At 59.6% G+C, this 26,501-nt stretch carries 23 protein-coding genes and 1 tRNA gene; 13 read left to right on the top strand and 11 right to left on the bottom strand.

Annotated features, from left to right (window positions below; all coding sequences use genetic code 11):
* Positions 1 to 7 precede the first annotated feature (7 nt).
* Genes PO778_RS09410 through PO778_RS09400 form a run of 3 tightly spaced genes read left to right on the top strand, consistent with a single transcriptional unit; the run spans position 8 to position 6,868 of the window.
* Positions 8 to 4,567 carry a cytochrome P450 gene (locus PO778_RS09410; RefSeq protein WP_271439437.1) on the top strand — a complete coding sequence of 1,520 codons (4,560 nt, stop codon included), beginning with the start codon at positions 8 to 10 and terminating at the stop codon, positions 4,565 to 4,567.
* Entirely contained in the window at positions 4,560 to 5,234 is a 675-nt protein-coding gene (locus PO778_RS09405) for a zf-HC2 domain-containing protein (protein WP_160731542.1), read from the top strand. Before PO778_RS09410 ends, PO778_RS09405 begins: the two co-directional genes overlap by 8 nt.
* Before the next feature lie 5 nt (positions 5,235 to 5,239).
* Positions 5,240 to 6,868: a S8 family serine peptidase gene (locus tag PO778_RS09400; RefSeq protein WP_271439436.1), complete on the top strand. Its 1,629-nt coding sequence runs from the start codon at positions 5,240 to 5,242 to the stop codon at positions 6,866 to 6,868.
* Positions 6,869 to 7,051: 183 nt separating this feature from the next.
* Here the strand turns inward: PO778_RS09400 and PO778_RS09395 are convergent.
* Positions 7,052 to 7,138 (bottom strand) — tRNA-Leu (locus tag PO778_RS09395).
* A 144-nt stretch (positions 7,139 to 7,282) separates the two neighbouring features.
* Positions 7,283 to 8,329: a zinc-ribbon domain-containing protein gene (locus tag PO778_RS09390; protein ID WP_160731544.1), complete on the bottom strand. Its 1,047-nt coding sequence runs from the start codon at positions 8,327 to 8,329 to the stop codon at positions 7,283 to 7,285.
* Between the two features lie 154 nt (positions 8,330 to 8,483).
* Here PO778_RS09390 and ftsE point away from each other — a divergent pair, with 154 nt between their 5' ends.
* Genes ftsE through PO778_RS09370 form a run of 4 tightly spaced genes read left to right on the top strand, consistent with a single transcriptional unit; the run spans position 8,484 to position 11,387 of the window.
* Positions 8,484 to 9,239, top strand: coding sequence for a cell division ATP-binding protein FtsE (gene ftsE, locus PO778_RS09385; RefSeq protein WP_160731545.1), 756 nt, complete (start codon positions 8,484 to 8,486; stop codon positions 9,237 to 9,239).
* Positions 9,236 to 10,168, top strand: coding sequence for a cell division protein FtsX (locus PO778_RS09380; RefSeq protein ID WP_271439435.1), 933 nt, complete (start codon positions 9,236 to 9,238; stop codon positions 10,166 to 10,168). Before ftsE ends, PO778_RS09380 begins: the two co-directional genes overlap by 4 nt.
* On the top strand, positions 10,165 to 10,692 hold the full coding sequence (locus tag PO778_RS09375; RefSeq protein WP_160731546.1) for a YdcF family protein: 528 nt from the start codon (positions 10,165 to 10,167) through the stop codon (positions 10,690 to 10,692). The genes PO778_RS09380 and PO778_RS09375 overlap by 4 nt, the downstream gene beginning before the upstream one ends.
* 11 nt (positions 10,693 to 10,703) lie before the next feature.
* Positions 10,704 to 11,387: a lysophospholipid acyltransferase family protein gene (locus PO778_RS09370; RefSeq protein WP_160731547.1), complete on the top strand. Its 684-nt coding sequence runs from the start codon at positions 10,704 to 10,706 to the stop codon at positions 11,385 to 11,387.
* Here PO778_RS09370 and PO778_RS09365 read toward each other — a convergent pair.
* Together PO778_RS09365 and hisC are read right to left on the bottom strand one after the other, a co-directional pair.
* The gene (locus tag PO778_RS09365; protein ID WP_271439434.1) at positions 11,381 to 12,286 is read right to left on the bottom strand and encodes a prephenate/arogenate dehydrogenase family protein; all 906 of its coding nucleotides are present in this window, start codon (positions 12,284 to 12,286) and stop codon (positions 11,381 to 11,383) included. The two genes, PO778_RS09370 and PO778_RS09365, sit on opposite strands and share 7 nt — an antisense overlap.
* Positions 12,283 to 13,395 carry a histidinol-phosphate transaminase gene (gene hisC, locus PO778_RS09360; protein WP_271439433.1) on the bottom strand — a complete coding sequence of 371 codons (1,113 nt, stop codon included), beginning with the start codon at positions 13,393 to 13,395 and terminating at the stop codon, positions 12,283 to 12,285. Before hisC ends, PO778_RS09365 begins: the two co-directional genes overlap by 4 nt.
* A 95-nt stretch (positions 13,396 to 13,490) precedes the next feature.
* On the opposite strand from hisC, the gene metX reads away from it, so the two are divergent.
* Positions 13,491 to 14,591 carry a homoserine O-acetyltransferase MetX gene (gene metX / locus PO778_RS09355; RefSeq protein ID WP_271439432.1) on the top strand — a complete coding sequence of 367 codons (1,101 nt, stop codon included), beginning with the start codon at positions 13,491 to 13,493 and terminating at the stop codon, positions 14,589 to 14,591.
* The gene (metW, locus tag PO778_RS09350) at positions 14,584 to 15,195 is read left to right on the top strand and encodes a methionine biosynthesis protein MetW (RefSeq protein ID WP_271439431.1); all 612 of its coding nucleotides are present in this window, start codon (positions 14,584 to 14,586) and stop codon (positions 15,193 to 15,195) included. The genes metX and metW overlap by 8 nt, the downstream gene beginning before the upstream one ends.
* Before the next feature lie 28 nt (positions 15,196 to 15,223).
* Here metW and PO778_RS09345 read toward each other — a convergent pair whose 3' ends face one another.
* The 5 genes from PO778_RS09345 to PO778_RS09325 are packed head-to-tail and all read right to left on the bottom strand — an operon-like array spanning position 15,224 to position 19,842.
* Positions 15,224 to 15,973, bottom strand: a complete 750-nt coding sequence (locus PO778_RS09345; RefSeq protein ID WP_271439430.1) for a VIT1/CCC1 transporter family protein — start codon at positions 15,971 to 15,973, stop codon at positions 15,224 to 15,226.
* Between the two features lie 4 nt (positions 15,974 to 15,977).
* Positions 15,978 to 16,823 carry an S-formylglutathione hydrolase gene (gene fghA / locus PO778_RS09340; RefSeq protein ID WP_271439429.1) on the bottom strand — a complete coding sequence of 282 codons (846 nt, stop codon included), beginning with the start codon at positions 16,821 to 16,823 and terminating at the stop codon, positions 15,978 to 15,980.
* Positions 16,824 to 16,835: 12 nt separating this feature from the next.
* Positions 16,836 to 17,213 carry a VOC family protein gene (locus PO778_RS09335; RefSeq protein WP_160731554.1) on the bottom strand — a complete coding sequence of 126 codons (378 nt, stop codon included), beginning with the start codon at positions 17,211 to 17,213 and terminating at the stop codon, positions 16,836 to 16,838.
* A 34-nt stretch (positions 17,214 to 17,247) separates the two neighbouring features.
* Positions 17,248 to 18,354 (bottom strand): S-(hydroxymethyl)glutathione dehydrogenase/class III alcohol dehydrogenase, encoded by a 1,107-nt coding sequence (locus PO778_RS09330; protein ID WP_271439428.1) that lies wholly within the window; start codon positions 18,352 to 18,354, stop codon positions 17,248 to 17,250.
* A gap of 57 nt (positions 18,355 to 18,411) precedes the next feature.
* Positions 18,412 to 19,842, bottom strand: a complete 1,431-nt coding sequence (locus PO778_RS09325; protein ID WP_271439427.1) for an NAD-dependent succinate-semialdehyde dehydrogenase — start codon at positions 19,840 to 19,842, stop codon at positions 18,412 to 18,414.
* A 139-nt stretch (positions 19,843 to 19,981) separates the two neighbouring features.
* Here PO778_RS09325 and PO778_RS09320 point away from each other — a divergent pair, with 139 nt between their 5' ends.
* The 4 genes from PO778_RS09320 to PO778_RS09305 all read left to right on the top strand — a co-directional run bounded on the left by PO778_RS09320 (position 19,982) and on the right by PO778_RS09305 (position 23,898).
* Positions 19,982 to 20,365, top strand: a complete 384-nt coding sequence (locus tag PO778_RS09320) for a hypothetical protein (RefSeq protein WP_271439426.1) — start codon at positions 19,982 to 19,984, stop codon at positions 20,363 to 20,365.
* A gap of 59 nt (positions 20,366 to 20,424) precedes the next feature.
* A complete protein-coding gene (locus tag PO778_RS09315) occupies positions 20,425 to 21,096 on the top strand; it encodes a glutathione S-transferase family protein (RefSeq protein ID WP_160731557.1) in 672 nt (223 codons plus the stop codon).
* 66 nt (positions 21,097 to 21,162) lie between these two features.
* Entirely contained in the window at positions 21,163 to 21,576 is a 414-nt protein-coding gene (msrB, locus tag PO778_RS09310; protein WP_271439425.1) for a peptide-methionine (R)-S-oxide reductase MsrB, read from the top strand.
* A gap of 132 nt (positions 21,577 to 21,708) precedes the next feature.
* The gene (locus PO778_RS09305) at positions 21,709 to 23,898 is read left to right on the top strand and encodes a transglycosylase domain-containing protein (protein WP_271439424.1); all 2,190 of its coding nucleotides are present in this window, start codon (positions 21,709 to 21,711) and stop codon (positions 23,896 to 23,898) included.
* A gap of 97 nt (positions 23,899 to 23,995) precedes the next feature.
* Here PO778_RS09305 and PO778_RS09300 read toward each other — a convergent pair whose 3' ends face one another.
* Positions 23,996 to 25,558, bottom strand: a complete 1,563-nt coding sequence (locus PO778_RS09300; RefSeq protein ID WP_160731560.1) for a Do family serine endopeptidase — start codon at positions 25,556 to 25,558, stop codon at positions 23,996 to 23,998.
* Positions 25,559 to 25,651: 93 nt separating this feature from the next.
* Complete coding sequence (gene hflC, locus PO778_RS09295) at positions 25,652 to 26,500, bottom strand: protease modulator HflC (RefSeq protein WP_271439423.1); 849 nt, start codon at positions 26,498 to 26,500, stop codon at positions 25,652 to 25,654.
* Position 26,501: the final 1 nt, after the last annotated feature.

The raw sequence follows: 26,501 nt of genomic DNA, 5'->3' as shown, positions 1-26,501 counted from the left end.
GCAAGATATGCCTCAGGCCAAGTATTTTTCGGAAATTGACCGTGATAAAGACGGGGAAGAAAATACACCGCGCAGGTTCGATCTGAACAGGCTCGCAGCAGCGGGAAGATTTGCGAAGATCGGCGCTTCACTGAAACGGAAAAGTCTGCCCCGGTTGTACGCTTTTTCGCGGTCTTTCAATCCGGTGATGAAGCTGGGCGGCCTGATCCACATTTCCCGGGATGAACAGGTGCGCGATGTGCTTTTGCGCACCTCAGACTTCCCTGTTCCTTTTGGAAAGGAAATGTCGGAGCTCGGGTTGGGTGCGACCTTCCTGCTGGGTGTCGATGGCGCAGAACATGCCAGATTGCGGCACATCCTGACGTCCGCTGTACTGCCGCGAGATGTCGAAATGATGCACAGGCTGGCGGCTGAATTCACCGCCGCCTTGCTCGACAATCATTCCGGCAGAATCGACGTAATTCATGACCTGATCAAAAGGGTCCCTGCCGAAATATGTATCCGGTATTTCGGTCTCGATTGTCAGGATGCTGACGCGCTGGCCGACTGGACGCTTGCCATCTCGGCGCTGCTGTTTGGTGATCCGTTCGGCGACCCGGAAGTGCGTGAACTCGCATTTCAGGCACGCGGAAAGCTGGCGGCCTATATCGACGATGCAATCGCGCGAACACGCAGGGATGTCCTGTCTCCAGTATGCACTGTTCAACAGGCTGACACTCTAGTCCATCGCTTGCTCATTCTGCAGCGCGACGGGGCGGAAATAAGCGACAAGGATATTGCTGCGATACTTTTGGGTATGGCCTCTGGTTTTATCCCGACGAACTCGATCGCCGCCAGCAACATGCTGACCGAAATACTGGACCGCCCCCCAGCGAAGGCAGCCGCTGAAAAGGCCGCGAAAGAAGGCGACCGTGATTCACTGCGCAGGATTTTACTGGAGGCGGGCAGGCTTAATCCGACGCTTTATCCGGGACAGTTTCGCATATGTCCTGACGGGGCGACCCTGCAGGTTAATGGCCGCCCGCACCAGATACCGCCGAAATCAACGCTGATTGTCGCCACTGGTTCGGCAATGCGTGACAAGCGGGTCTGGGATAATCCCGATGATTTCCGGATCGATCGTAAGGAAGCAGATGGCCGCTGGCAGGAGCCGGACTTGTTGTTCGGGCTGGGGCCGCACACCTGCATCGGCAAGGAAATGGCTATCGGCCAGATTTCGGGTGTTTTTGCAGAACTGTTCGCGCGCGATGGATTGAAGCCCGCGCCCGGGAACTCTGGCAAGCTGGAATATCTTGGCCTGTTCCCGCGTCACCTGACTCTCGAATACGACACGCCCTCATCGCAGCAATCGATGTATTTGATCATCGCGCCGGTCACCGATGGCAGTTCTTGCGAGGATATCGAGGCGGAGATTGCAGCATGGGGGCACCCCGCCATTCCCGAAATCCGTGATGATCTGGATGGAAGCAATATTGTCCATTTCGCCTCCATCGCGCCAATCGAGTCCGAACGAGGGCTGGATATCATCTTCGAGATGAATTGCGACGGATCGAAGGAAAGTTCGATCAAGGCACTGTGCCATGCGATCGGGCCGCGCCTGGATAGGCTGTTGATACATACCGCGCGCCATGAGGCTGTATCGCTCGAATCGTATCTGCTTGCCCACGTTGTGGAGCTTCACGGGAAGCCGTGGGGCCCGACAGGCCTGAATTACAACGGCCTCGCCGAGTTTCCTGTTTCGAAGGTCGAAAGCGAACGGAAATTCGCTGAGTTCATGGGCCGTGTCATGCGCGATTTTGTCGCAACCGAATCCGCCAGGGGCAGCAACCCGATGCTGGCACTCGGCCATATGCGGCGCATCTTGCGGCAGGATCCGGTCATGAAGGCACGTGCCACGCCGGTGCAACTGGACCTGATGAAAGAGGCGGAACGGGAACGCTTCGACGCTTATCATCTATCGACGCGGTCCATGCGGCTGGCGCTGTCTACATTCAAAGATCCAGGCAGCCATTTCAAGGCGGCCATGAACTTCCTCAAGTCGCGCGATGGCCTGCTGATCCTGATTCCGTTTTTCGTGACGCTTTTGGCAATGACGGTTCTGGCGGTTGAAGTTCTGGGCGGTTGGAATTTCAGTAATCTGCTCTTCGCCGTGTTCTCGGGCCTGACCACGACTGTTCTCATTTTCGGTGTTGTTGGCGGGATTTTCCTCGCGATGGTCCGGCGTCAGGAGAAGAAGGAAAATCGGTTCGAAAAGCGGGCTTCGCTGGACAAAATGCGCGATATTCTCGCTGCAGAAGATCTGCCCGGCTATGCGCAGAACCACGTCTTCGCATCGGCAATGTTGAAGCCGGGCCTGTTCCGCACGTTCCTGCATGCCTTTGGCCTGTGGGCAGCGAAAATGTCGATCGTCCATCGGTTCAGGCCGGGCATGATCAACGGGATGGGGACGATACATTACGCCCGCTGGTACAAGATACCGGGCACACGGCGGGCCGTGTTCTATTCCAATTTCGATGGCAGCTGGGAAAGCTATCTCGAAGACTTCATCTCGCGGGTATCATGGGGCCAGTCCGCCGCGTGGAGCAATTGGGAAGGCTTTCCCGAAACCCGCTATCTTTTCATGAAGGGCGCGCAGGATTCTGACCAGTTCAAGAACTACACGCGGACGGTGATGCGCGTTTCGCCTTTCTGGTATTCGCGTTTCCCCGAATTGTCTTCCGAGCAGATCCGGCAGAACGGACTGATCCATATCGGGGCAGGCCTGGCGCGCACTTCTACCGAAGCGGACGAATGGCTGCGCTGCTTCGGTTCGCGCCCGCGGCATGCCAATCTTGTCGAACAGGATGAAGTACAGGCGCTGGTCCTCAGGGGAATGAAGCGGCTGCCCTATTCCACATGTCTGGCGATCACGCTGCCGCCCGCAGGGCCGAAGCTGGGCGAATGGCTTTGCTGGATCCGCGGGAAGCCGATGCAGATCGATGGATTGCTGGGTCAAAGCGAGCAAGCGCAGATCAACGCGCTGATCGAGGAAGGCGTTATTGGCCGTGTGCCGCGACCCGATGGTCATGCGGCAGAATACAGCCTGGCTCATGCGCTCACCATAACCTTTGGAGACCGCCCGCTTCTCGGCATCAGGAAGGGGATGAGCGATCCCGCCGGATTGGCAATGGGGCACGCGGCGTTTCTCGGTATCTCAGCGGCTGGCATGAAGAAGTTCACCGCCGATGGCGCGGCTCCTGACGCGGTTGAAGAGGGGATGCCGTTCGCGTTTCGAATGGGAATGGGCGGCCGCGGCCAGATTCTGGGGGATCCAGAACCGGGTGATCGCCAGTGGTACTGGGACGACAATGTCGACAGCGACAACCCGGCCGAGGCGGTCCTGATGCTATATGCGTCAGATCAGGCATCGCTTGATAGGATGACGACAATTCATCGTGCATTGCTCGGCAATCATGGCGGCTCGGTTCAGACCCAGATCGACTGTGCACCCGCGTGGGACGATACAGAGCGGGTCGATTTCGAGCACTTTGGTTTCCGTGACGGCATCTCGCAGCCCATAATGCGCGCCACTGGCAAATCCACCAAGGATGTGCCCGAACGCGATATCGTTGAACCGGGCGAATTCATCATCGGGTACAAGAACAATTCCGGCTATTTTCCGATGTCGCCGAAACTGCCCCCGGAAGCCGATGTTTCCTGCGCCTTGCCGGTCACGATTGGCGGCAATCTGTCCCGCTTCCCGGACTTCGGCGGAGACAGCCTCGCAAATGCGGAGCGCGATCTTGGGCGGAACGGCACATTTATCGTGCTGCGCGAACTTAAGCAGGATGTCGAGGGGTTCGACGCCTTTGCCGAGGAAGCGGCGAAGAAGCTCAACACCGGCGGGTTCGCGGATTTGTACAAGGTGATCGGGCAGCGCCCTGATGCGGAATGGGTAAAGGCCAAGATGATGGGGCGCTGGCGCGACGGGCGTCCGTTGATCGGCAATCCGGTCAATAATGACCCGCAGGCATCCGCCGACCCTGCCGAACGGGAAAATGATTTCACCTTCGGGACCGACGATCCGCAAGGCCTGGCCTGTCCGTTTGCTTCCCATATCCGGCGGACGAACCCACGCGACAGCAAGCACCCGGGTGATCCGAACGAGCAAGCCATTTCCAATCGCCACCGGCTGCTGCGGAGGGGCCGGCCCTATGTTCGTAAGGACACCGGGGAAAAAGGCTTGCTATTTGCCTGTATCGGAACCGATATCGAGCGGCAGTTCGAATTTGTGCAGCAGTTCTGGGCCAACGCCCCTGCATTTCACGGCCTCGACAATGAACCCGACCCGGTGATCGGTGCAAATTCGCCTGACACGAAAACCGGTGAGCCGCGGACAAGGCATTTTTCCATTCCCACGCCGGTCGGGCCGGTCAGGCTTGAGGGGATGCAAAGCTTTGTCGAGCCGAAGGGCGGGGGGTATTTTTTCATGCCCAGCCGGTCGGCCCTCGGTTGGCTTTGCGAGACAGCGCTCCATGCGTCGCCGGACAAGCTCGCGACGGCGACGGAGGGCACTCACCATGACTGACAAGCGAGAGGTGGAAAAGATGCGCGATTTGGTGCCCGCCTATGTCAACGGAACGCTGTCTGATGATGACAAGGCAGCTTTTGAAGCAGCCTTGCATACGTCGCCAGATCTTCGAAAGCTGGTGGACGAAGAAACTGATATTCAGGCGAGGGTGGCGGCCGGAGTACAGTCCGGGGTCGACAGCCGCGATGACCGCAGCGTTCCGCACATTCAGTCACTGATAAAGCCCGAGCGAATGCCTGCCGGCAGTACAGGCAATGCAAGGTTGGCCAGCGCGCTTGCATTCCTCAACCCGGCGAACTGGAAGCCCGCGCTCATGCTTGCTCTGGCTGCAGCGGCGGTCGGACAAGCCGTTATTATCGGTGGCCAGTCTAGCGCTATCGACAAGCGAGACGTCCAGATAGCGCAGCTGGAGAATGACAATTATGAACTCGCCTCGGGCGGTTCTGCCATTCCCGACAACGCGCCAATTCTGATTGAACTGGTGGAAGATGCGCCCTGGAGCGAGGTTGCACAACTGTTCGCGAATGAAGGTTTGATTATAGCGCGCGGCACAGCGCAAGGCGTACTTTTGTTACGTCCTACGGACCAAAGAGCGGACATCGATATGCTGGTTGAGAAACTGGAGCGGTCCGACCTGACCGCCAGCGTTTCGAAAGCGGAGTAGCCGCCATGCGCGTTAGGATAGCATTTCTGGCCGCATGTGCTGCGGGCCTTTTCCTTGCATCAGGCTTCCATGCGGCAGGACAGCCGCCCAACCAGGCCAAGATCAAGGCCCCCGCCGAAGTCGAGCGTCCTGTCAGGCGCTTTGTAGAGCCATTGGTGGAGAAACCATCTGCGCAGAAAGCACCCGACTCTGTCGACAAAACCAAGACGACTGCTCCGCTGATTGACGCCGATGCCAGCGCTGGGGAGGCGGTGCAGGAAGCACGCGACGCTGATGGATCGTCCCCCGGTATGATCACGATGCAAAATCCTGTTTTGCCTCCGAAAAGGCCGGCGATCGCTGACCCTTCACCGGCACCTAAAGAAAATCCGCTGACAATGCGGAACGCAGATCTGCCGATCTATCAGCATCACGAATTGCTTCTGTTTGCGCCGGGGTCGGAACGGGCCGCGGAGAGGCTGGCTGAGGCAAACGGATTTGATGTGATTTCAGCCACCCGCATCGATCTTCTCGGCCTCTCGCTTGCGCATGTGCGATTGGTGGCCGGGGATACCGTTGCCCGAGCTTTGGAGCGTATGGCCAAGAACAAGGAAGCAGCCTGGGCGCAGCCCAACTACATTTATCAATTGCTGGGAAATTCGCGTGAACAAGGGTTGGCGATGCATGGGCTGAACAGTCCGGGCAGGTATTTGGGCCGCGATTTGCCGCCCGCAAATGGCGTGACGATCGCGATGATCGACAGTCCGGTTGATGTCGCCCATCCGGATTTGGCGAACGCAAACATCATCCAGAAAGGTGCATTGGCGACCGGGGCACCTTCACCGCATGGGACGGCAATTGCAGAGTTGCTGGTTGGCAGCGGTGCGTTTCCTGGCGCTGCGAAGGGCGCAAAGCTGGTAAGTGTTCCGGCTTTCATTTCCGCCGGACACGCAGACATGCAGTCTCCGGCGATTTCGACCACCGCAGCGCTTTTTGCCGCTTTTGCCTCTGCTGCGGATGCAAATCCTGATGTCATGAACCTCTCGTTCGGTACTCAGGCGAGCGACGATGAAGCCATTCGGAGAATGATCGGGCGGTTGCAGGCACAAGGGGTCTGCATCGCGGCTGCTGCCGGTAACGGCGGCAAGCAGGGTGCAGTGATGTTCCCGGCAAATCTGGAATCGACCATTGCCGTTGCCGCTGTCGATGCGGCGGGCGCGGCGTATCAGCACGGTTCGCGCGGGCGTGAAATCGACGTTTCGGCCTGGGGCGTCGATATCAACGCGGCTGTGCCCGGGGGCAGGCGTCTGGTCAGCGGCACATCGTTCGCAGCGCCGCTGGTGGCTGGCGCTATGGCGCGCATGCCGGTCTGTGCGGGGTCAAGGCACCCCGCTGCAGTGCGTATCGCCATGTCCAGAGATGCTATCGATCTGGGTGAAGACGGACCGGACGAAATCTTTGGCGCGGGCATGCTCCGATTTGGAGAGGCGAGCCTGGCTTCAGCGCAGATCCCTGTGGCAGGGCAGCCAAACGGCACAAACGAGGGAGCAGACCAGGCAATCAGCGTGCCAACGCTGTTGCTTGCGCTTGGCTTGGCAGGCGGCCTTGGAGTGCTGTTTTTCTTCCTTCTCCGGCGCAGGCGAAGGAACAACTAAACAGCGGCCATTGGCCATTTGGCCGGCGTCGTAATGGCCGTTGGAATACGTTGACGTGTGAGAACAGCGCACTCTGACGTTGATGAATAGTGCGACGTCTGTTTTCGGCCTGGACGATGGGATCGACAGCGACTGGTGCCGCCTCGATTCTCCGTATATTTTGGAAGGTCACTCAGGACTGTTTGGTGCGGTCGAGAAGACTCGAACTTCCACGGCCTTTCGGCCACAACGACCTCAACGTTGCGCGTCTACCAGTTCCGCCACGACCGCACACAGTCAAAGGGGCGAAACTGACGCCCCCGCAGGGTAGGAGCGGCCCACTAGCAAAGCCCCTCAGGACGCGCAAGCACGGTTTGCACACTAACGAAATTAGTCATGGTCTGAAGCTGGAGCGGCAATCCGCATTTTGCCCGATCAGCTAGGTTTCCAGCCGATTTCCGCGAATTTTGCGGCCTTCGGGATATCCGTCACCGCTTCATTGATCGTCATGCTTTCGCCGGGGGCGAGGGTGCTTTGCGGGGGAACGACTTCCCAACTGTAGACAATCCTGTCTCTTGCATCGCGCATGACAATAAGAATCGACGGCACGCGCCGTGTTTCTCGCCCGGTATTTGTGACTGTCCCGCTCGCGCCGAAAAATTCGGAGCCATTTGGCAACGCGCGGCGATCCTGCTGGTCTGCGGGAAAGTCGAGCACCAGGTCGGTTTGCTCCATCGCAAAGGTCGGACGGCTCACGGGTACCCAGTCAGGCAGCCCGTAATAGCTGACAGCGGCGACGGTCCCGAAGGCAAGCACTGCAAACATTAGGCCGGCCGCGGTCCAAACCTTCAGGGGGTTCCGGCGCGAACGGAAGGGCGGCTCGTAATCGAACTGCGACCCTTCATCGTAATAGAACGTTTCCGGTTCGCGATCGGTGTCGGTTTCGACAACGGTTGGCGGCGGAGGCGTTTCGTCTTCGATCTCATCGTTGACCGGATCTTCGGTAACGGGTTCGTGAACCACAGGCGCAGCATCTCGGTGCGAATCTGTTGCTGCCGGGGCCGTATCAGCGCTGGCGCTCGGCTGGGTGGGCGCTTCCGCTTCGGACGGCTCGCTCAACCGCGCATTGGCGCGTTCGGTGTCTGACGGGGCGGGTGCCGGTGCCGGAGTGACAGGAGCCGAGGAAGCGGGCGACGATTGTTCAGGCGAGGTCTTTTCGGGCGCCATTGCCGTGCGCGCTGAAGCCGACCGTTCTGCTGGCGGGGCGACATGGGTCCCGTCAAATCCGGGCTTCGGTGCAGGTTTGTCGTTATCCCCGGCAGTGGCGGCCACATTCTTGCCCGAAGGGGGTGTCTCGATCTCCGGGCCATCCTGATGCCAGCTGTGCCGACATTTCGCGCAGCGCACGGTGCGACCGTCCACACCGATTGCGCTGTCGGGGACGACATAACGCGTCGAGCAGGCTGGGCAGGCAATAATCATTATTCAATCGTCTTACGACTGTGTAGGATTGGCAACAAGTGGCGACCGACTGTGGGCAGGTCCAGCTGTGCCTTTTTTCCACATCGAAGGGCGGCTATAGGCCCGTCACGATGCAAATTTTCCCGATTAACCCTGCGCAGAAAAGAGCTGAGACATGAGTTCGAGCGAAGGCGAGGGCATAACTTTCGATAATGTCGGGCTGCGTTACGGCACTGAAAAGGAAGTCCTCAGTGATCTTTCCTTCACTTTGCATCCGGGCAGCTTCTACTTTCTGACCGGCGCGAGCGGGGCGGGGAAGACATCGCTGCTAAAGCTCCTTTACCTCGCACAGCGGCCTTCGCGCGGTGCAATCCGGATGTTCGGCACCGACGTGATTACGCTGCCGCGCAAGCGCTTGCCATCATACCGGCGCCGGTTGGGGGTCGTGTTTCAGGATTTCCGCCTGGTCCAGCACCTGTCGGCATTTGACAACGTGGCGCTCCCGCTTCGGGTTTCGGGGGTCCGTGAAAACGACTTGCGCAAGCCAGTTTCGGATATGCTCGAGTGGGTTGGATTGTCGCACCGGATGGATGCGCAGCCAGCGACCCTGTCTGGCGGGGAGCAGCAACGCGTCGCGATTGCCCGCGCGGTTATCGGACGTCCGGAATTGCTGGTCGCTGACGAGCCGACCGGCAACGTTGACCCGGACATGGCGCTGAAGCTGCTGCGCCTGTTCGAGGCATTGAACAGGCTGGGCACCACCGTGGTTGTCGCGACTCACGATGTGCATTTGCTGAAGAAAGTGCCGTCATCGCTGATCATGCGGCTGGACAAGGGACGCCTATCGGACCCGACCGGTGCCTTGCGCTATCCGCCCAGGCAGAATTCGCACAGCACCGCCGCTGGAGAACAGAAAGGTGGCTTTGAATGAAGAAGCCGCCAACCCTTGGCCGGACGACTGCGCGCGGCCTGATAAAGTTTCGCGGTGATCGCGCGGCGCAGCTGGTGCCGCAGGCGCGGCTCGCAGGGCCGATGCCCTGGGTGATCGCCATTATGATCGCTCTGACGGTGATTGCCGCGGCTGGCGGATTGGCGCTTAGCAATGTCGTTTCCAATGCGCGCGCCGAACTGGCGGGCGGTGCGACAGTCCAGATACTAGAAGCTTCGCCCAGCGAACGAAACCGGCAGGCAGACGCTGCAGAAGCCGTTCTGGCAGAGCATCCGCTCGTCGGTTCGACCCGGCGTGTGCCCGATGAAGAACTGGACGCATTGCTGGAGCCGTGGCTCGGCGCGGGTGCAGGCAGCGAAGCAGTGCCGGTTCCGGCCTTGATCGATGTGCGGCTGCGCGGTGATGTGACGCAGCAATCGCTAGGCACGCTCAGAGGTTTGCTGGTCGATGCTGCGCCATCTGCCCGTGTCGATGCGCAATCGTCATGGCTAGGCCCGGTTTTCTCCGCGCTGTCATCGCTGCAATGGCTGGCAGCCGCGTTGGTGGTGTTGCTTGGGTTGACCAGCGCTGCGGCGGTCTGGCTGGCGGCACGCAGCGCGCTTGGTTCCAATCGAGACACAATCGAGATCGTGCACCTGCTTGGGGGAACCGATGTCCAGATCGCGCGCATTTTCGAACGGTCTGTCGGCTTCGACGCAACCCTTGGCGGTGCTTTCGGTCTGGCACTCGGGTTACTTGCGATATTGTTTCTGGGGCAGCAGTTCGCTGACCTTGGATCGGGCATGATGGCAGGCGGCGGCCTGCGCTGGTTCGACTGGGTCGCAATTGCGGCAATTCCGATTATCGGCGTTGTCATTGCCATGCTGACTGCTCGGCTCACCGTGCTTGGTGCGCTCAGGCGGATGCTATGATCCGGCGCTCAATCGCCGCAATCGCGGTTATCTGGTTCATGGGTTTTCTGTGGTTCACGGTCGCACTGCCGGGGCCGATGGATCGCGGCGCTACGCAGGCGGTTATCGTTCCGACCGGCGCAGCAGGGCGGATCGAGCGCGGACTGGAAGTGGTGGAAGGCGGCGATGCCGGCCTGCTGCTGGTGACAGGCGTCGACCGTGAAGTGCGGCCCAGTGAGTTCGCGGTACAGTTCGAAGTGCCCAAGCAACTGATGCAATGCTGCGTGTTCCTCGGTTTCGATGCGGTCGACACGCGCGGAAATGCAACTGAAACTGCGGAATGGATTGCTGAAAGAAACATTCGCTCGATCCGGCTTGTGACCACCGATTGGCACATGCGCCGGGCGGCGCTTGAACTCAGCAGGGCAATTCCGGAAGATGTCGTGATCGTGGAAGATGCCGTAGTATCGGAGCCTTCGCTGCGAATTCTTTTCCTCGAATACCATAAATACCTTGCCAGCAAGGTGTCGGGGTTGTGGGGATAATGGACCAGACCATGCTGCTAATCCGAAATTTCTTCTTTTACCTGATCTTCTATCTGGGCAGTCCGGTTTACGTGATTGCGTCGATGGCGACCATGTTCGTGAACGAAACCGCGCTGCGCAAATGCGTGCGCGGCTGGTGTAATTATCATCGCTGGTGCTTGCGGGTATTCGTCGGGATCGAGGTCAGGATCGAAGGCGAGAAAATCGACGGCCCGGTTTTCTATGCGATCAAACATGAAAGCTTCTTCGAAGCGATAGACGCGCCGGCCAACTTCAACTGGCCCGCGCCGTTTGCCAAACGCGAATTGTTCCTGATCCCCGGATGGGGCTGGGTGGCCAAGCAATATGGCTGCGTACCGGTTGCCCGGACCGAAGGGGCTAAAGCCCTCCGGGCGATGGTTAAGGCAGCGCGCGATCTGTCCAAACTGGGCCGCCCGCTGGTTATCTTTCCTGAGGGAACCCGCATCCCCCACGGCGAGCGCGGCGAATTGCGCGCCGGATTTGCCGGGCTTTACAAGATGATCGGCCTGCCGGTTGTGCCGGTGGCAGTGAACAGCGGGCCGTTATACCACCACAGATTGAAGCGGCCCGGCGTAATCACTTACCGCTTTGCAGAACCGATTCCCCCCGGCCTGCCGCGCGCAGAGGTGGAAGCCCGGGTGCTGGACGCAATAAACGCCCTGAACGATCAGTGATCCGCGCGCCCGAAATCGGGGCGTGCATCATCCTGACCTTGCTCGATAATCGACCTGCGGATCGCTCGGGTGCGCGTGAAAAGTTCGTGCAGCGCATCACCGTCCCCGCGCCGGATCGCCCGCTGTAATGCGGTTAGATCTTCGGTAAAGCGGCCCAGCATTTCCAGCACGGCGTCCTTATTGTGCAAGAACACGTCGCGCCACATCGTCGGGTCCGATGCGGCGATCCGGGTAAAATCGCGGAAACCACCAGCAGAATATTTGATCACTTCGCTGCGCGTCACATCTTCCAGATCGGAGGCGGTGCCAACGATCGTATAAGCGATCAGGTGGGGGATGTGGCTGGTGACTGCAAGCACGAGGTCGTGATGTGCCGCATCCATGATTTCAATCTTCGATCCCAGCCGTTCCCACATCGCTGAAAGGTCCGCGATCTTGTCGTCGGGTGTGCCCTCGGGCGGGGTCAGGATGCACCAGCGGTGTTCGAACAGTTCCGCAAATCCGGCCTCTGGTCCGCTTTGCTCTGTGCCAGCGACCGGGTGCGCGGGGATTACAGTATGGCCGGGCAGGGCTGCTTGCAGGCTTTCGACGACGGACTGCTTGGACGAGCCGACATCGCTGATAATTGCGCCTGAAGGCAGAACATCACGGATCGCTTCCGCGGCGAAAGCCATTGCCCCTACGGGGACGCACAGAATGACCAGATCAGCCTGAGCAACGCTGCCAGCTGCGCTCTCGTGCACCGTCCCGACCAGCTGCCGGGCCCTGGCAGCCTCGCGGGTGGCAGGATCCGCGTCATAGCCGGTGGTTGCGATGTCAGGGCAATGTTTTGCCAGAGCAAGACCGATCGACCCGCCCAGCAGGCCCAGCCCGATCACAGCGACGCGCTGGATGCTCACTTCGATCCCTCGGCCAGATCGCGCAAAATTTGCGATACCTCATCCATCTGTTCGCTAGTGCCGATGGTAATTCGCAAACCGTGCGGCAGGCCCGCACCGGGCAGCCACCGGGTCGCATAACCGCGTTCGGCCAGACCGTTATATGCTTGCTCTGCGCTCAGCGATCCCTCGAACAGGATCAGCAGGAAATTTGCCTTGCTCGGCACCGGACGCAGCCCGTGATTACCCAGGCTTTCCACCACGCTGACGAAGCGCTCCAGCTCCTTCGTATTGTGATCCCGCGATGCATGAACAAAGGCTTGATCGCCGACAGCGGCCAGCGCTGCTGCCTGTCCGTGATTGGTTACGTTGAAAGGCCCGCGAATTCGGTTGAGCGAGGCGATCAGGTCGGGATGCCCGGTTGCCCAGCCAATCCGTTCGCCGGCTAGGCCATAGATCTTCGAAAAAGTCCGCGTCACCAGCACATTGGCGTGGGCTGCACACAGCGCCAGCCCGCCGTCATCCTCATCTTCGCCAAGGTATTCGGCATATGCCTGATCGACCACCAGCAGCACATCGGAAGGCAGCGCAGCGTGCAGCCGCGCAATCTCGTCCTCAGGCAAGTAGGTGCCGGTGGGGTTGTTCGGGTTGGCCACGAACACAACGCGCGTTTTTCCGGACAGGTTCTCGATCAGCGCATCGACATCGGTGCCGTAATCCTTGTCCGGTGCGATTATCGGTACTGCGCCGCAGCGACGTGCCGCAATCTCGTAAACTGCGAAACTGAAGTTGGAAAACAGCACTTCGTCGCCCGGTCCGGCATATGCCTGCGCCGCCAGATTGAGCAATTCGTCGGACCCGGTGCCGCAGACGATTCTCGCCGGATCGATGGCGTGCAAGCCGCCGATCGCCTCGCGAAGGGATGCCGAGTCCGGATCGGGATAGGCGGCCGGCGATTTGGCCACGGCGAGCGCTGCCATGGCTGCGGGCGAACACCCCAGCGGGTTTTCGTTTGCCGACAGTTTGACCAGCTCGCGCCCGTCATCCGATTTTGCCTTGCCCGGCACATATGCGTGGATCGCGTTGATCCACGGTTTAGGCGCCGGGGCTTTGTTCGGGTTGTTGCTCATAACGGCGCGGCGTTTAAACGCTTTGCGCGCAATAGGACAGACTACAAAAATTGCTGCGTTGACAGCCCAGCTAGGGTGCCGCAATCCGCTGCGCGATGACGCCGCAGCCTGTTTTCAACGCGACTACGCTTGCCGATCCGCTTCCGCTCGACAGTGGGGAGGTGCTCTGCGGCGTGTCGATCGCCTACGAAACCTATGGGGAACTGGCGGCGGACAAAGGCAATGCAATCCTCCTGTGTCATGCGCTGACCGGCGATCAATTCGTGGCGAGCAAGCATCCGGTGACAGGCAAGCCCGGTTGGTGGGAACGCATGGTCGGTCCGGGCAAGCCGATCGATACGAACCGTTTTTACGTGATCTGTGCCAATGTCATCGGCAGCTGCATGGGATCGACCGGTCCAGCGTCCAATGGCCCCGATGGCAAGCCATACGCGATGTCATTCCCGGTCATCACGATCAGGGACATGGTGCGCGGTTTGGCCGCCTTGCTTGACCAGATGGAGATCGAACGGCTGCACGCGGTGGTGGGCGGATCGATGGGCGGGATGCAGGCCTTGAGCATGGCCGCGAATTTTCCGGAACGAGCGGGCAGGGTTCTCGCCATCGCAACGACCGCGCGCCATTCGGCACAGAATATCGCGTTTCACGAAGTCGGGCGGCAATCGATCATGGCCGATCCAAACTGGGCGGAAGGCGATTATTACGCATCGGGAAAAACGCCTGACGCTGGCCTTGCGGTCGCACGGATGGCGGCGCACATCACCTATCTTTCGGAAGAGGGGCTGACCGAAAAATTCGGCAGGCGCCTACAAGACAGGTCTGAGAAAACGTTCGGCTTCGACGCCGATTTCCAGATTGAATCCTATCTGCGTTACCAGGGTAGCGGATTCACCCGCCGCTTCGATGCCAATTCCTATCTCTATATCACACGCGCGATGGATTATTTCGACATCGCGGAGGAGCATGGCGGACTGCTTGCAGACGCGTTTGCGGGAACGACCGCACGGTTCTGCCTAGTCAGTTTCGACAGCGATTGGCTCTACCCCACAGCGGAAAGCCGCCATGTGGTACACGCGCTGAATGCCGCAGGCGCGCCGGTCAGCTTTGTCGAACTGTCTGCACCGTTTGGCCATGACAGTTTCCTGCTGGATGTGCCCGCGCTCGACCGTGTTGTAAGAGGGTTTCTTGATGACTGAAGCGGACAGATCATCGCTGCGGCCCGATCTCGCGGCAATTCTGGACCATGTCGAACCGGGCAGCCGGGCGCTAGACGTCGGATGCGGTGACGGGGTGTTGATGGCGGCCATGCGCGATCAGCGCGGGGTTGATGCGCGCGGCATAGAAATTGATCCGGTTTGCGTGGAACGCTGCGTCGCGCGCGGCCTAAGCGTGGTTCAGGGCGACGCGGACCGCGATCTGGGTTTCTATCCCGATGGGGCGTTCGATTATGCAATTCTCAGTCAGACGCTGCAAACGGCGGAGCGGCCCGACCGGATGTTGCGCGAATTGCTGCGCGTGGGGCGGCGTGCCTTCGTCAGTTTTCCGAATTTCGCCTATTGGCGGATGCGCTGGGCGCTGCTGAGTAAAGGGCGCATGCCTGTGACGCGTCACCTGCCCGTGACTTGGTACGAAACTCAGAATATCCATCATGTTACGGTGAAAGACTTCGAGGCCCTGGCCGATGATCTGGATATTGCCATTTCGAACCGGTGGTTTTTCACGAAAGGGCGCGAAGTCGGGGACAGCGGGGCAAACTGGCGCGCCGAATATGCGCTGTTCGAAGTCCGCCGTTCCGGCTGAGGTGTTTTCTCAGCCGTTGCAAAAGCCTCTAGCCCGCAAACATCGAGTGTAGGAAATGACCGGCGGCATAGGCGAGAGCCGCCGCCGCGCCGCCCACGGCAAGTGTTTGCAGGCCGGAGCGCAGCGGGGAGATGCCGACCGCCCAGCCTTTACCGATGCCGAGAATGAAAAAGGTTGCCGCGCCGAGGAGCGTGCTGATCCGGAACATTTCGTCGAACGTTCCGAAGCTGCCGAGGAACGGGATCAACGGGATCGCACCGCAGAAAGAGAAAGCAACAAAGGTCGTTAGTGCCGCACGTGCCGGTCGCTTGGAAACTTCGCTGAGCCTCAATTCTTCGGCCATCATCGTATCGACCCAGACCTTCCGATCCGCGCTTATGACTGACACGATTTCGTCCAGGGTCGCGCCCTCGAACCCCTTTTGCTCGAAGATTTGCCGGATTTCCGCCATTTCTCCCTCGGGGAATTCGGTGATTTGCCACTCCTCGTCGGATCGGCTCTGGCGCACTTCTTCCTGGCTTGCGCGCGTGCCCAGATAATTGCTTACCGCCATACTGAAGCCATCGGCGATCAGATTGGCAATACCCAGGATGATCACAATTACCGTAGTCAGCTGCCCGCCAGCGCTGCCCGCCACGACCGCGAAAGTGGTGACGACGCCGTCCACACCGCCGAGCATGAAATCGCCCAAGGCGCTTTCGCCGCGCGGGTACCGCAGACGGTTCCGGATGCTTGCCGAAGAATGCTCGCTGACGAGATCACGGTCGCGGCGAGCCATCCCTTCAGCCCTCGTCGCCGTCCTTCAGGCGATCTGCGTGCCAGCCGATGTGGTCTGCCATGAATGTGGAAATGAAATAATAGGAATGGTCGTAGCCATCCTGCATCCGGATTTGCGCGGGGATATCGGCTTTCTTGCAGGCGAGAGCCAGCAAACCGGTTTTCAGTTCGTCCTTCAGGAAATTGTCGGCGGTTCCCTGATCCACCAGCAGATCGGGCAGCCGTGCACCGTCTTCGATCAATGCGCAGGCATCATATTCGCGCCAAGTGTCGCGGTTGCTGCCCAGATATCCGCTCAACGCCTTCTCACCCCATGGGCAATTCATCGGACTGACGATCGGGGCAAAGGCACTAACCGATGTGAAACGCCCCGGATTGCGAAGCGCGATTGTCAGCGCCCCGTGCCCGCCCATCGAATGGCCGGTAATCCCTTGCCGTTCCATGTCGGCAGGGAAATGCTTCCCGATCAGCGAAGGAAGTTCGTTCTCGATATAGCTGCGCATGCGAAAGGTTTTTGCCCACGGCGCCTGCACCGCATCGACATAGAACCCGGCGCCCTTGCCGAAATCATACGCGTCATCGTCGGGGACATCCTCGCCGCGAGGTGACGTGTCGGGGGCGACAAAAATGATCCCGCGCTCGGCACAGGCAGCGCGGAATTCGCCCTTTTCCGTGACGTTGGAATGCGTGCAGGTCAGGCCCGACAGATACCAGAGAACGGGCAATTTCGCGCCTGGCTGATGCGGCGGGACAAATACCGAGAAAGTCATCTCGGTGCCGGTTTCGGCGGAGGCATGGGAATAGACCCCTTGCACTCCGCCGAACGCACGGTTTTCAGCGACTGTTTCCATCAGCGCGCGGTCTTAGACACGCATCATGGTGCAGATCTTGTTCCCGGCCGGATCGCGCAGGTATGCAAGGTACAGTTTCATGCCTGCGCCTTCGCGGACGCCCGGCGGATCTTCGATCGCGGTGCCGCCATTAGCGAGGCCTGCCTCATGCCAGGCATCGGCCTGTTCGGTGCTTTCCACGGCGAATCCGATCGTCGAACCGTTGCCGCAGCTGGCTGGCTGGCCGTCGATCGGCTTGGTCAGCATGAAAATGCCGTCATTATGCACGTACATTACGCGGCCCTTAGGATCGACCATGCCTTCGCGCCCGCCGAGCGCCTTGAAGCAAGCGTCGTAAAATTTCTTCGAGGCGTCGATATCGTCGGCCCCGAGCATCACATGACTGAACATTCTTCTCTCCTTGGTTATGGTTGGTTTTCTGCGATCAGAATACGACCACGCTGCGGATGCTTTCGCCCGCATGCATGAGGTCGAAACCCTTGTTGATTTCGTCGAGCGTCAACCGGTGCGTGATCATCGGATCGATTTCGATCTTGCCGTTCATGTACCAGTCGACGATCTTGGGAACATCCGTCCGGCCCTTCGCCCCGCCAAACGCGGTGCCGCGCCAGTTGCGTCCGGTGACAAGCTGGAAGGGGCGGGTCGAAATTTCCTTGCCCGCCTCTGCCACTCCGATGATGATACTCGTACCCCAGCCCTTGTGACAGCATTCCAGCGCTTCGCGCATCACATCGGTGTTGCCGGTGCAGTCGAAACTGTAATCCGCGCCGCCATCCAACATGTTAACGAGATGCTCGACCGTGTTGCCGACTTCGGCCGGGTTGACGAAATCGGTCATCCCGAATTTGCGGCCCCATTCTTCCTTGTCGTTGTTGATGTCGACACCAACGATCCGGTCGGCCCCGGCCATCTTTGCGCCCTGAATCACGTTCAGGCCGATCCCGCCAAGTCCGAAGACGACGACATTGTCGCCCGGCTTAACCTGAGCGGTGTTCACAACCGCGCCAACACCGGTGGTGACCCCGCAGCCGATGTAGCAGCTGGTGTCGAACGGAGCGTCGGTGCGTATCTTGGCAACCGCGATTTCCGGCAAGACCGTAAAGTTCGAGAAGGTCGAGCAGCCCATATAGTGATAGATGGTCTCGCCCTTGTAGCTGAAGCGAGAGGTCCCGTCGGGCATCAGGCCTTTACCCTGCGTTTCGCGGATTGCGCTGCACAGGTTCGTCTTGCCTGACAGGCACATCTTACACTGGCGGCATTCAGGGGTGTATAGAGGGATCACGTGATCGTCCGGTGCGACCGAGGTCACCCCAGCGCCAATTTCCCTTACGATGCCAGCCCCTTCGTGACCCAGCACACTTGGAAACAGGCCCTCGCTATCCAATCCGTCGAGCGTGTAAGCATCGGTGTGGCAAATCCCCGTTGCCATGATTTCAACCAGAACCTCGCCTTCTTTCGGCCCTTCCAGATCGAGTTCGACGATCTCGAGGGGCTTCTTCGCTTCGAATGCTACGGCGGCACGTGTCTTCATGACGGGGAGAATCTCCGATTGATGTTTGGTTGCTTTTCGAGACTGGACGCAGATGCGTCAACCTTCGTGAATGGCCTTGGGTACCATGCAGGCCATTACACCTTCCCGTCCATCTTCGCTGCCATACCCCGACCATTTCACCCCGCCGAACGGAGCATCGACCGCGGATACGCCCCCAGTATTGATCGCAAGCATGCCGGCTTCGACCTCCGCAGCAAGACGGCGCCGCCGCGCCGGATCACTCGTCCATGCGTAGGCTGCCAGTCCATAGGGAAGGCGGTTTGCTTCTTCGATCATCGCGTCTTCGCCGCTCATCGGGTTCAGTATCGCGACCGGGCCAAAAGGCTCTTCGTTCATGATTTGCGCGTCGGTTGGAACTTCGCTCAGCACGGTTGGCTGGTGGAAGAATCCCTGATTGCCAATGCGTTCACCGCCGGTCATCAGTTTTGCCCCTTTCTCCACCGCGTCGCCGATCTTTTCCTGAATGCCGTCGACGCCGCGTGAATTGGCCATCGGACCCATTTGGGTCCCATCTTCCATTCCGTTGCCAACCTTTAGGGCCTTGGCCCGTTCTACGAACCCGTCACGGAATTTTTCGAACACGCCTTCTTCGATCAGGAAGCGGGTAGGGCTGACACACACTTGACCGGCATTTCGGTATTTGGTGGCGGCCATCGTATCCAGCGCCTGGTCCACATCCGAATCGTTGAACACGAGCACCGGTCCGTGCCCGCCAAGCTCCATCGTGTTGATCTTCAGATCTTCGGCCGCAAGCTTTGCCAGATGCTTGCCTACTGCGGTGGAGCCGGTGAAGGTCAATTTGCGGATGATCTGCGAGCCCAGCAGATGACGGCTCACTTGATCGGGCACGCCGAATACGCATTGGACCGCATCACCCGGTACGCCTGCATCAAGCAGTGCCTGTACAATTGCGATCCCGGATGCCGGGGTCTCTTCGCTCGGCTTTACGATCACGGAACAGCCCGCTGCCAGCGCGCCGCCGATCTTGCGCATCACGTTGAGAGTGGGAAAATTCCACGGCGCGAAACCGGCAACCGGACCCACAGGATGGTATTGCACCTCGACCCGGCTTCCTTCCGGGCGCACCAGCGTCCTGCCGTAGAGGCGCTTGCATTCACCGGCGTAGAATTCGAGCAGCATGGCCGCGTAAATCGTCTCGCCTTTCGCTTCGCCCAGCGGTTTGCCCTGTTCCAGTGTCAGGTGATGGGCAATCTCGCCGGCGCGCTCCTTGATCAGGCCGGCAGCCTTGGTCAGGATCGCGGCACGCTTGTCCGCGGGTGTCTTGCGCCATTCGCGAAAACCCTTTTCCGCGCCTTCCAATGCCCGGTCGAGATCGGCGGCGTTCGCATGCACAAGCCGGCCCAGGATTTCCCCGGTTGCGGGATTGATCACGTCTTCGCTGTCGCGGCCATCGCCGGAGATCTGTTCTCCGCCAACAAGAATGTGAAGGGCTGGATAGTTGCTCATCTGGTGGATCCTCTTTGCGCGCTAATAGACATTTCTGCAGCCTCACATGGGGCGCAAGGTGCCGCGTTGCGAGCGGTAATCGCATCTGGGCCCTAATTGCGTTGGTGAATATTCATCCTCCGCAGTTTAAGGCCAATGCATGACCACGAAATTTGTTCACGCATTCGCCCTTGTTTCTCTCGTCACGGCGGGATCGTTATCTGCGCAAACGAACGGGGATGATGGTTCGCTGCCGCCCGTGTCGCTTGAGCAGAAGACGGCGCTACGCTGCGCTGCTGCCTTCGCCATTGTCGCCGATGGGCAATCGCGCGGAAATGCCGAGGCTTCGAACTGGCCCGCACTGGGCGAAAGAGGGCGAGAGTTCTTTGTCAGGGTAAGCGCGCAAATGATGGACGAAGTTGGCCTAGAGCGTGGTCAGGTCGCAGCGTTGATCCAGCGCGAAGCGCAGGATCTGTGGGACAGTGGCGAAACGCAGCAAGTCATGCCGTCGTGCCTGTTGTTGCTTGAAACTTCGGGAATTTAATTCGTTCGCTGATCATTCGGCGTATGGACGCTGACGCGCGCTTGCGGCATTAGGATGCAATGTGGCGTCTCTATCAATTTCCCCTGTGCCCATTCAGCCGCAAGGTCCGCTTGCTACTGAGTGAAAAGGGCGTGGGATATGAACTTTGGCGCGAAAATCCGTGGGATGCCAGCGACGAGTTCTGGGCGCTGAACCCGGCCGGGCGTACCCCGGTCCTGCATGATCCGGAAAAGAAGACCACCCTGTGCGACAGCCGGGCGATCTGCGAATATTTCGAAGAGACCGTCGACCAGTCGCCGATGATCAACGGGACGGTCAAAGAGCGGGCTGAAATTCGCCGTCTGGTGGCGCTGTTCGATGAAAACTTCTTCACCGATGTGACCGGGCCGCTGCTGCAGGAACGGATGAAGAAACGCATCGTGCTGCGCCAGCCGCCGGATTCGCGCCGCCTGCGCGAAGCGATGAAGATGGCGCATGGCCATTTAGACTACATCGACTATCTGATCGACACGCGGCCCTGGCTCGCTGGTTCCCGGATGAGTCTGGCCGATCTGACAGCTGCGGCGCAGATCAGCGTCGCCGATTATCTTGGCGGGATCGATTGGTCGGGCCATGAACAGTCGAAAGGCTGGTATTCCGTATTCAAGAGCCGGCCAAGCTTCCGGCCCTTGCTGAGCGAGCGGATGGAAGTGATTACCCCTCCGGCGCATTACTCGCAGGTCGATGGATAGGCTGACTGCCGGCTGAGGGCTTCTCATATGGCGCGAAATGGCCATATGGAATGAAAAGGAGCATCTATGACCGATCCCAAATCGACCACTGACAGCGAATGGCGCGAAAAGCTGACGCCTGAACAATTCCATGTCCTGCGCGAGAAAGGTACCGAACGGGCCTTTACCGGCGAATATGACAAGCATTTCTCTGAAGGCGAATATTACTGCGCAGGTTGCGGGACGAAGCTGTTTGAAAGCGATGCAAAGTATAACAGCGGCTGCGGGTGGCCGGCATTCACCAAACCTGCCGAGGGCGAGGCGGTGGCTGAACACCGCGACGTGTCGCACGGCATGATCCGTACAGAGGTTACCTGTGCCAAATGCGACGGCCATCTGGGTCATGTTTTCCCTGATGGGCCGCCAGAAGCGGGCGGCCTGCGTTACTGCATCAACAGCGCATCGCTCGATTTCGAAGGCGGGGACAAGGACGGCGAATAAGCTTCCCCTGTTAAACAGGCCGAATCTTCCCCCGTTCACGCCGCGTTACAACTGGCCAATGCAGGCATTTACGGTATGATTGATGGCGCTCGCTATGAATAGACGGGCCCTTGCAGAGGTGTTTTAGGAAGAATGGCCAAACGGGGCAGTCGGCGCGCCGCCAGCGCTAACCGCAAGACAACGGCGCGGAAGCCAGGCAAACAGCCCCTGACCGGGTGGAAGCTTTGGCTCCGCCGTACTTTCCTATGGGGCGCCGCGCTCGCGCTGCTTGGTGTTGCATTCCTTGGGCTGGCCGTCTTTTTCGCGGCCCGGTCGCTTCCGTCCTACAACGAACTGAAAGCGACGCAGAACGCGCAGACTATCATTGTGCGCGCTCGCGATGGCACGGAAATCGTGGAGCTCGGCCCCAGTTTCGGAAAGTGGCTTTCGAGCGAAGAAATTCCGCAGGTGATGAAAGATGCGATGATCTCCGTCGAGGATCGCCGCTACAACAGCCATTTCGGTGTCGACCCGCTTGGCCTTGCCCGTGCGCTTTACGACGCGGCAGCCGGTGACGGGCGCATATCCGCGACATCGACCATCACTCAGCAGCTTGCGCGCAACGTGTTTTTGAACTCGAACCGGACACTTGACCGCAAGATGCGTGAGGCGGTTCTGGCGCTTGCGCTTGAAAGCAAGTTTTCAAAGGAGCAGATCCTCGAGCTGTATCTCAACAAGGTCTATTTCGGCGGCGGCGCCTACGGGATCGACAGCGCAAGCCGCAAATTTTTCAGCCATCCGGCGACCAATCTCAGCACGGCAGAGGCGGCGATTATTGCCGGTCTGGTAAAAGCCCCGTCGCGTTATTCCCCCACCGCCGATGTCGATGCGGCGGTCGACCGCGCACAGGTTGTGTTGCGGTTGATGAAGGAACAGGGACGCATCCCGCAAAGCGCCAGCGTCGACCCGTCGGCTGTCAAACTGAAGCAGGATCGCGGGCAGAATTCGGTGCGCTATTTCACCGACTGGGTGCTGCCGCAGCTTGATATCCTGCTGCCCGAAACATTTGAACCGATCGAGGTCTGGACCACGCTGGATGTCGGAATGCAGCGCACAGCCGCCGCCTCCATCAAATCGAACACTCCGGGCGGTGCGCAAGGCGCGCTGGTTTCGCTGGATCGCGATGGTGCAATTCTGGCGATGATCGGCGGCACCGATTACGTCGAAACAAACTACAACCGGGCAACCGATGCCGTGCGCCAGCCGGGTTCGGCCTGGAAACTGTTTGTCTATCTTGCCGCGCTGGAGGCCGGGTACACCCCCGAAGACCGCGTGGTCGATGCGCCGGTCACGATTGATGACTGGAGCCCGCGCAATTCCGGTGGGAGCTATGCCGGTGAAATCAACGTGCGTACGGCTTTCGCCTATTCGAAGAACACTGTGGCTGCGCAGCTGGGCAATGAAGTCGGCTTCGGCACGGTGGCCAGCATGGCCCGCCGTTTCGGGATCACTACTCCGATTTCCACTTTCCCGGCGATGGTTCTGGGCAGTTCGGAGACGCGGGTGATCGACATGACGCGGGCCTTCGCCGCGGTGTCTGCAGGTGGGATGTCAGTTGAACCTTACGGCGTGGTAAAAGTGACCACTGCTGACGGCGAGACTTTGTACGAACATGAAAAGGCGCGCGAGACGCGGCTTGTGCCGGATTACGTTGCCGCAGGAATTACCGATCTGCTGCAAACGGCGGTGAACACCGGTACCGGCAAGGCCGCGCAAATCGGTCGGCCCGTCGCAGGTAAAACCGGCACGACATCCTCCAACAAGGATGGCTGGTTCATCGGATTTTCCAGCGGGGTTACCACTGGTGTCTGGATGGGCCGCGATGATGCGAAGCGGGTGGGCGGATTGCAGGGCGGCCGCGCACCGGCACAGGCTTTTGCCGCATTCATGCGCTATGCTGTAAAAGACCGTCCTGTCGAAGAATTCAACACGGAGCTGAAGCTTCCCGAATGGCAGCTGGAGCCTGACGACGAATATTACTTCGGCGATCCGGATGACTATTACTACATCGATGAACAAGGCAATCTGATCGAGCCCGGGCGTCCGCAGGAACCGCGTGAACCGGCGTTTTCGATCGAAGGTGAACAGGCACCGCCTCCTCCGCCGCAGGATTTGTCAGAGCGCCAGCAAAGGCCGGTCCAGAACGTACCGCCAGCGGTCAGCGAGGACTTCCTTGACCGGGCGACTGGCGGTGGGCGGCGAACAACCCCGGCCACGCCGCCGCCAGCAACGCGGCCAAGCCCGGCACCGCAGCCATCAAGGCAGCCGGCGCCGCAGCAATAGGCCTGCAAGATTTCCCTTCAGCGGACACATGAAAAGAAAAGGCCCCGTCCGACAGATCGGACGGGGCCTTTTGCTTTTTACGCTAATCGCGGATCAATCATTTCATCCGGACCGCGACATACTGTGCCGGGCGGCCGCGCCGCTGAATGCGCAGCAATACCGCATCGCGGTTCTCTGTCCGGGCCTGATTGACGATACCCTCTAGATCATTGGCGGTGCTGACTGCGTTATAATTTGCGGTCAGCACGATGTCGCCGCGCTGCAGGCCCTTGCGGGCTGCGTCCGAGTTCGGATCGACGGCAGCGATTACGAGACCTTCGGTGTCGGCACCGACGCCAAGCTGGCGCGCGATCTGTTCGGTCAGCGGGATAACCTGAAGACCAAGGCGTTCCTCAATCACGCCGGAATCGCCGGCATCGGGCATTTCGCTCTCGCTATCCGGATCGAACATCTGCTGGCTGCGAAGTTCTTCCTCACTCGGCCGTTTGCCGATGGTCGCCTGAACCGTGCGGCGGCGGCCATCCCGATACAGTTCAATCGGAATTGTTGTGCCGGGCGCGATGTTCGCAACAAGGAATGACAAGGTCTGTTCGTTTGTGACAGGCTGGTTGTTCACTTCGACAACGATGTCGCCGGCCTTGATGCCTGCCGAATCGGCTGGTTGATCAGGCTGAACCAGTTGCACGATCTCGCCGCGATTGCGTTCAATCCCGAGCGAATCTGCCAGATCGTCATCGACCGGCTGGATACTGACACCCAGATACCCGCGTTCGATGGTCTGGCCTTGCTTGAGCTGCTCGACAATTGGCGCGGCAATTTCTGCAGGGATGGCAAAGCCGATGCCCACGCTGCCGCCCGATGGCGAATAGATGGCATTGTTAATGCCGATCACATTGCCTTTCATATCGAACAGCGGGCCGCCCGAGTTACCCCGATTGATGCTGGCATCGGTCTGGATGTAACGGTCATATGCGCCGCCGCCGGTGTTGCGGAGGACTGAGGAGACGATGCCGCTGGTAACAGTTCCGCCAAGGCCGAACGGGTTGCCGATCGCGATCACCCAGTCGCCGGTGCGGGCCCGTGCAGAATCGCCGAACTTGACGAACGGGAACGGTTCGCTGCGCTGTACCTTCAGCACTGCGAGGTCGGATGCGGCATCATTGCCGACCAATTCGGCCTGATATTCCTTGCCATCTGGCAGCGTGACGGTGATTTCTTCCACCGTTCCGCGCCCGTTTGGGCTCACCACATGGTTGTTGGTGACGACATAGCCATCAGCTGAAACGAAGAAGCCCGAGCCAAGCGATTGCGCCTCGCGGGTTTGCGGCTGGCGTTGCTGGCCGTTGCGGCGGCCAAACAGATCGGCCAGCGGTGTTCCGGCGAACGGATTGTTATTCACTTCAATCCGCTGACGGGTGGAAATGTTGACCACAGCAGGCTGAAGCTGCTCGGTCAGGTCGGCAAAGCTCGCAGGCGCGCCGGCACTAGGAACGGCGCGCTCAAGCTGCAGGCCCTCGTTCTGGGCCACCTGGGCACCAGCGGGGAAACCACCAAGCAGGGAAATGGCTGCGCCGCTAACCAGCAGCGCGGATGTAACTCCATAGGCATATCGCACAGGCTTCACGTCCTTATCATCCTCTTCATCATTACAGGCATCCATTGACGCCTTTGTTCCTGCTGGTTTGTCGTGAAATGCGCTGAACGTCGTTTGAACGACAGCTGTAGTCATCGACAAACGGTCAATACGGGGCGCTTAACGCCTGCCCCGGAATTGACGCAGGTATTCATTGTCCGGCGACAGGATAATGCTGCTTTCACCGTCGGTGCCCTTGGCGAAGGTCGCATCATAGCTCTGCATGGCGCGGTAGAAATCGTAAAAGCGCGGATCCTTGCCGAAGCTTTCGGCATATTGGCGTGCCGCAGTGGCATCTGCCTCTGCCCGGATAATACGCGCGTCGCGCTGGCCCTGTGCGCGGATCGTTGCCGCTTCGCGTTCACGGTCGGTTTCCATGCGGGTGAAGGCAGATTCCAGCGGAGTGCCTTCGGGCAGGTCGGTCCGTTTGATCCGCACATCGATCACCTGCGCGCCGTAATTGCGCGCCTGTTGGTCCAGATTGTCACGAATGTTGGACATCGCGGTGCCGCGCTCGGCGGTCAGCATGGAGGCAAACGTCCTCCGGCCAAGTTCCTGACGCAGGACCGAGTTCAGGATCGGCTCAAGCTGCGTACGAACCCCGTCGGTCGACCCAGCTCGTTCGACCATGCGCACCGGATCGATGATCCGGAAACGGGCGTAGGCGTTGACGAGCAGGCGCTGCTGATCGCTGGACAGAACCTGCTGATCGGTCATGTCGAGATCGAGAATGCGCTTGTCGACTTCGACCACATTATCGACCAGCGGAATACGGTACCAGACGCCGGCACCGGTCTCGCCAAAGTCCTGATCGGGGCGGAAGCGGTTGACTACGGTAATCGGTTCACCGGCCCGCACGATAACGACCTGCTTGTCCTCTGGCACCACGAACAGGGTGGAGAGGACAGCTGCAATCAGTACCGCGACTGCGATGATGGATAGGCGGTGATTTTCCCAGATAGTCTGCATT

The sequence above is a fragment of the Pontixanthobacter luteolus genome, from assembly GCF_947494915.1.
GTDB classification, from domain to species: Bacteria; Pseudomonadota; Alphaproteobacteria; order Sphingomonadales; family Sphingomonadaceae; genus Pontixanthobacter; species Pontixanthobacter luteolus.
The sequence above is the reverse complement of the archived record's forward strand: the minus strand, read 5'-3'. Positions and strand labels throughout refer to the sequence as shown.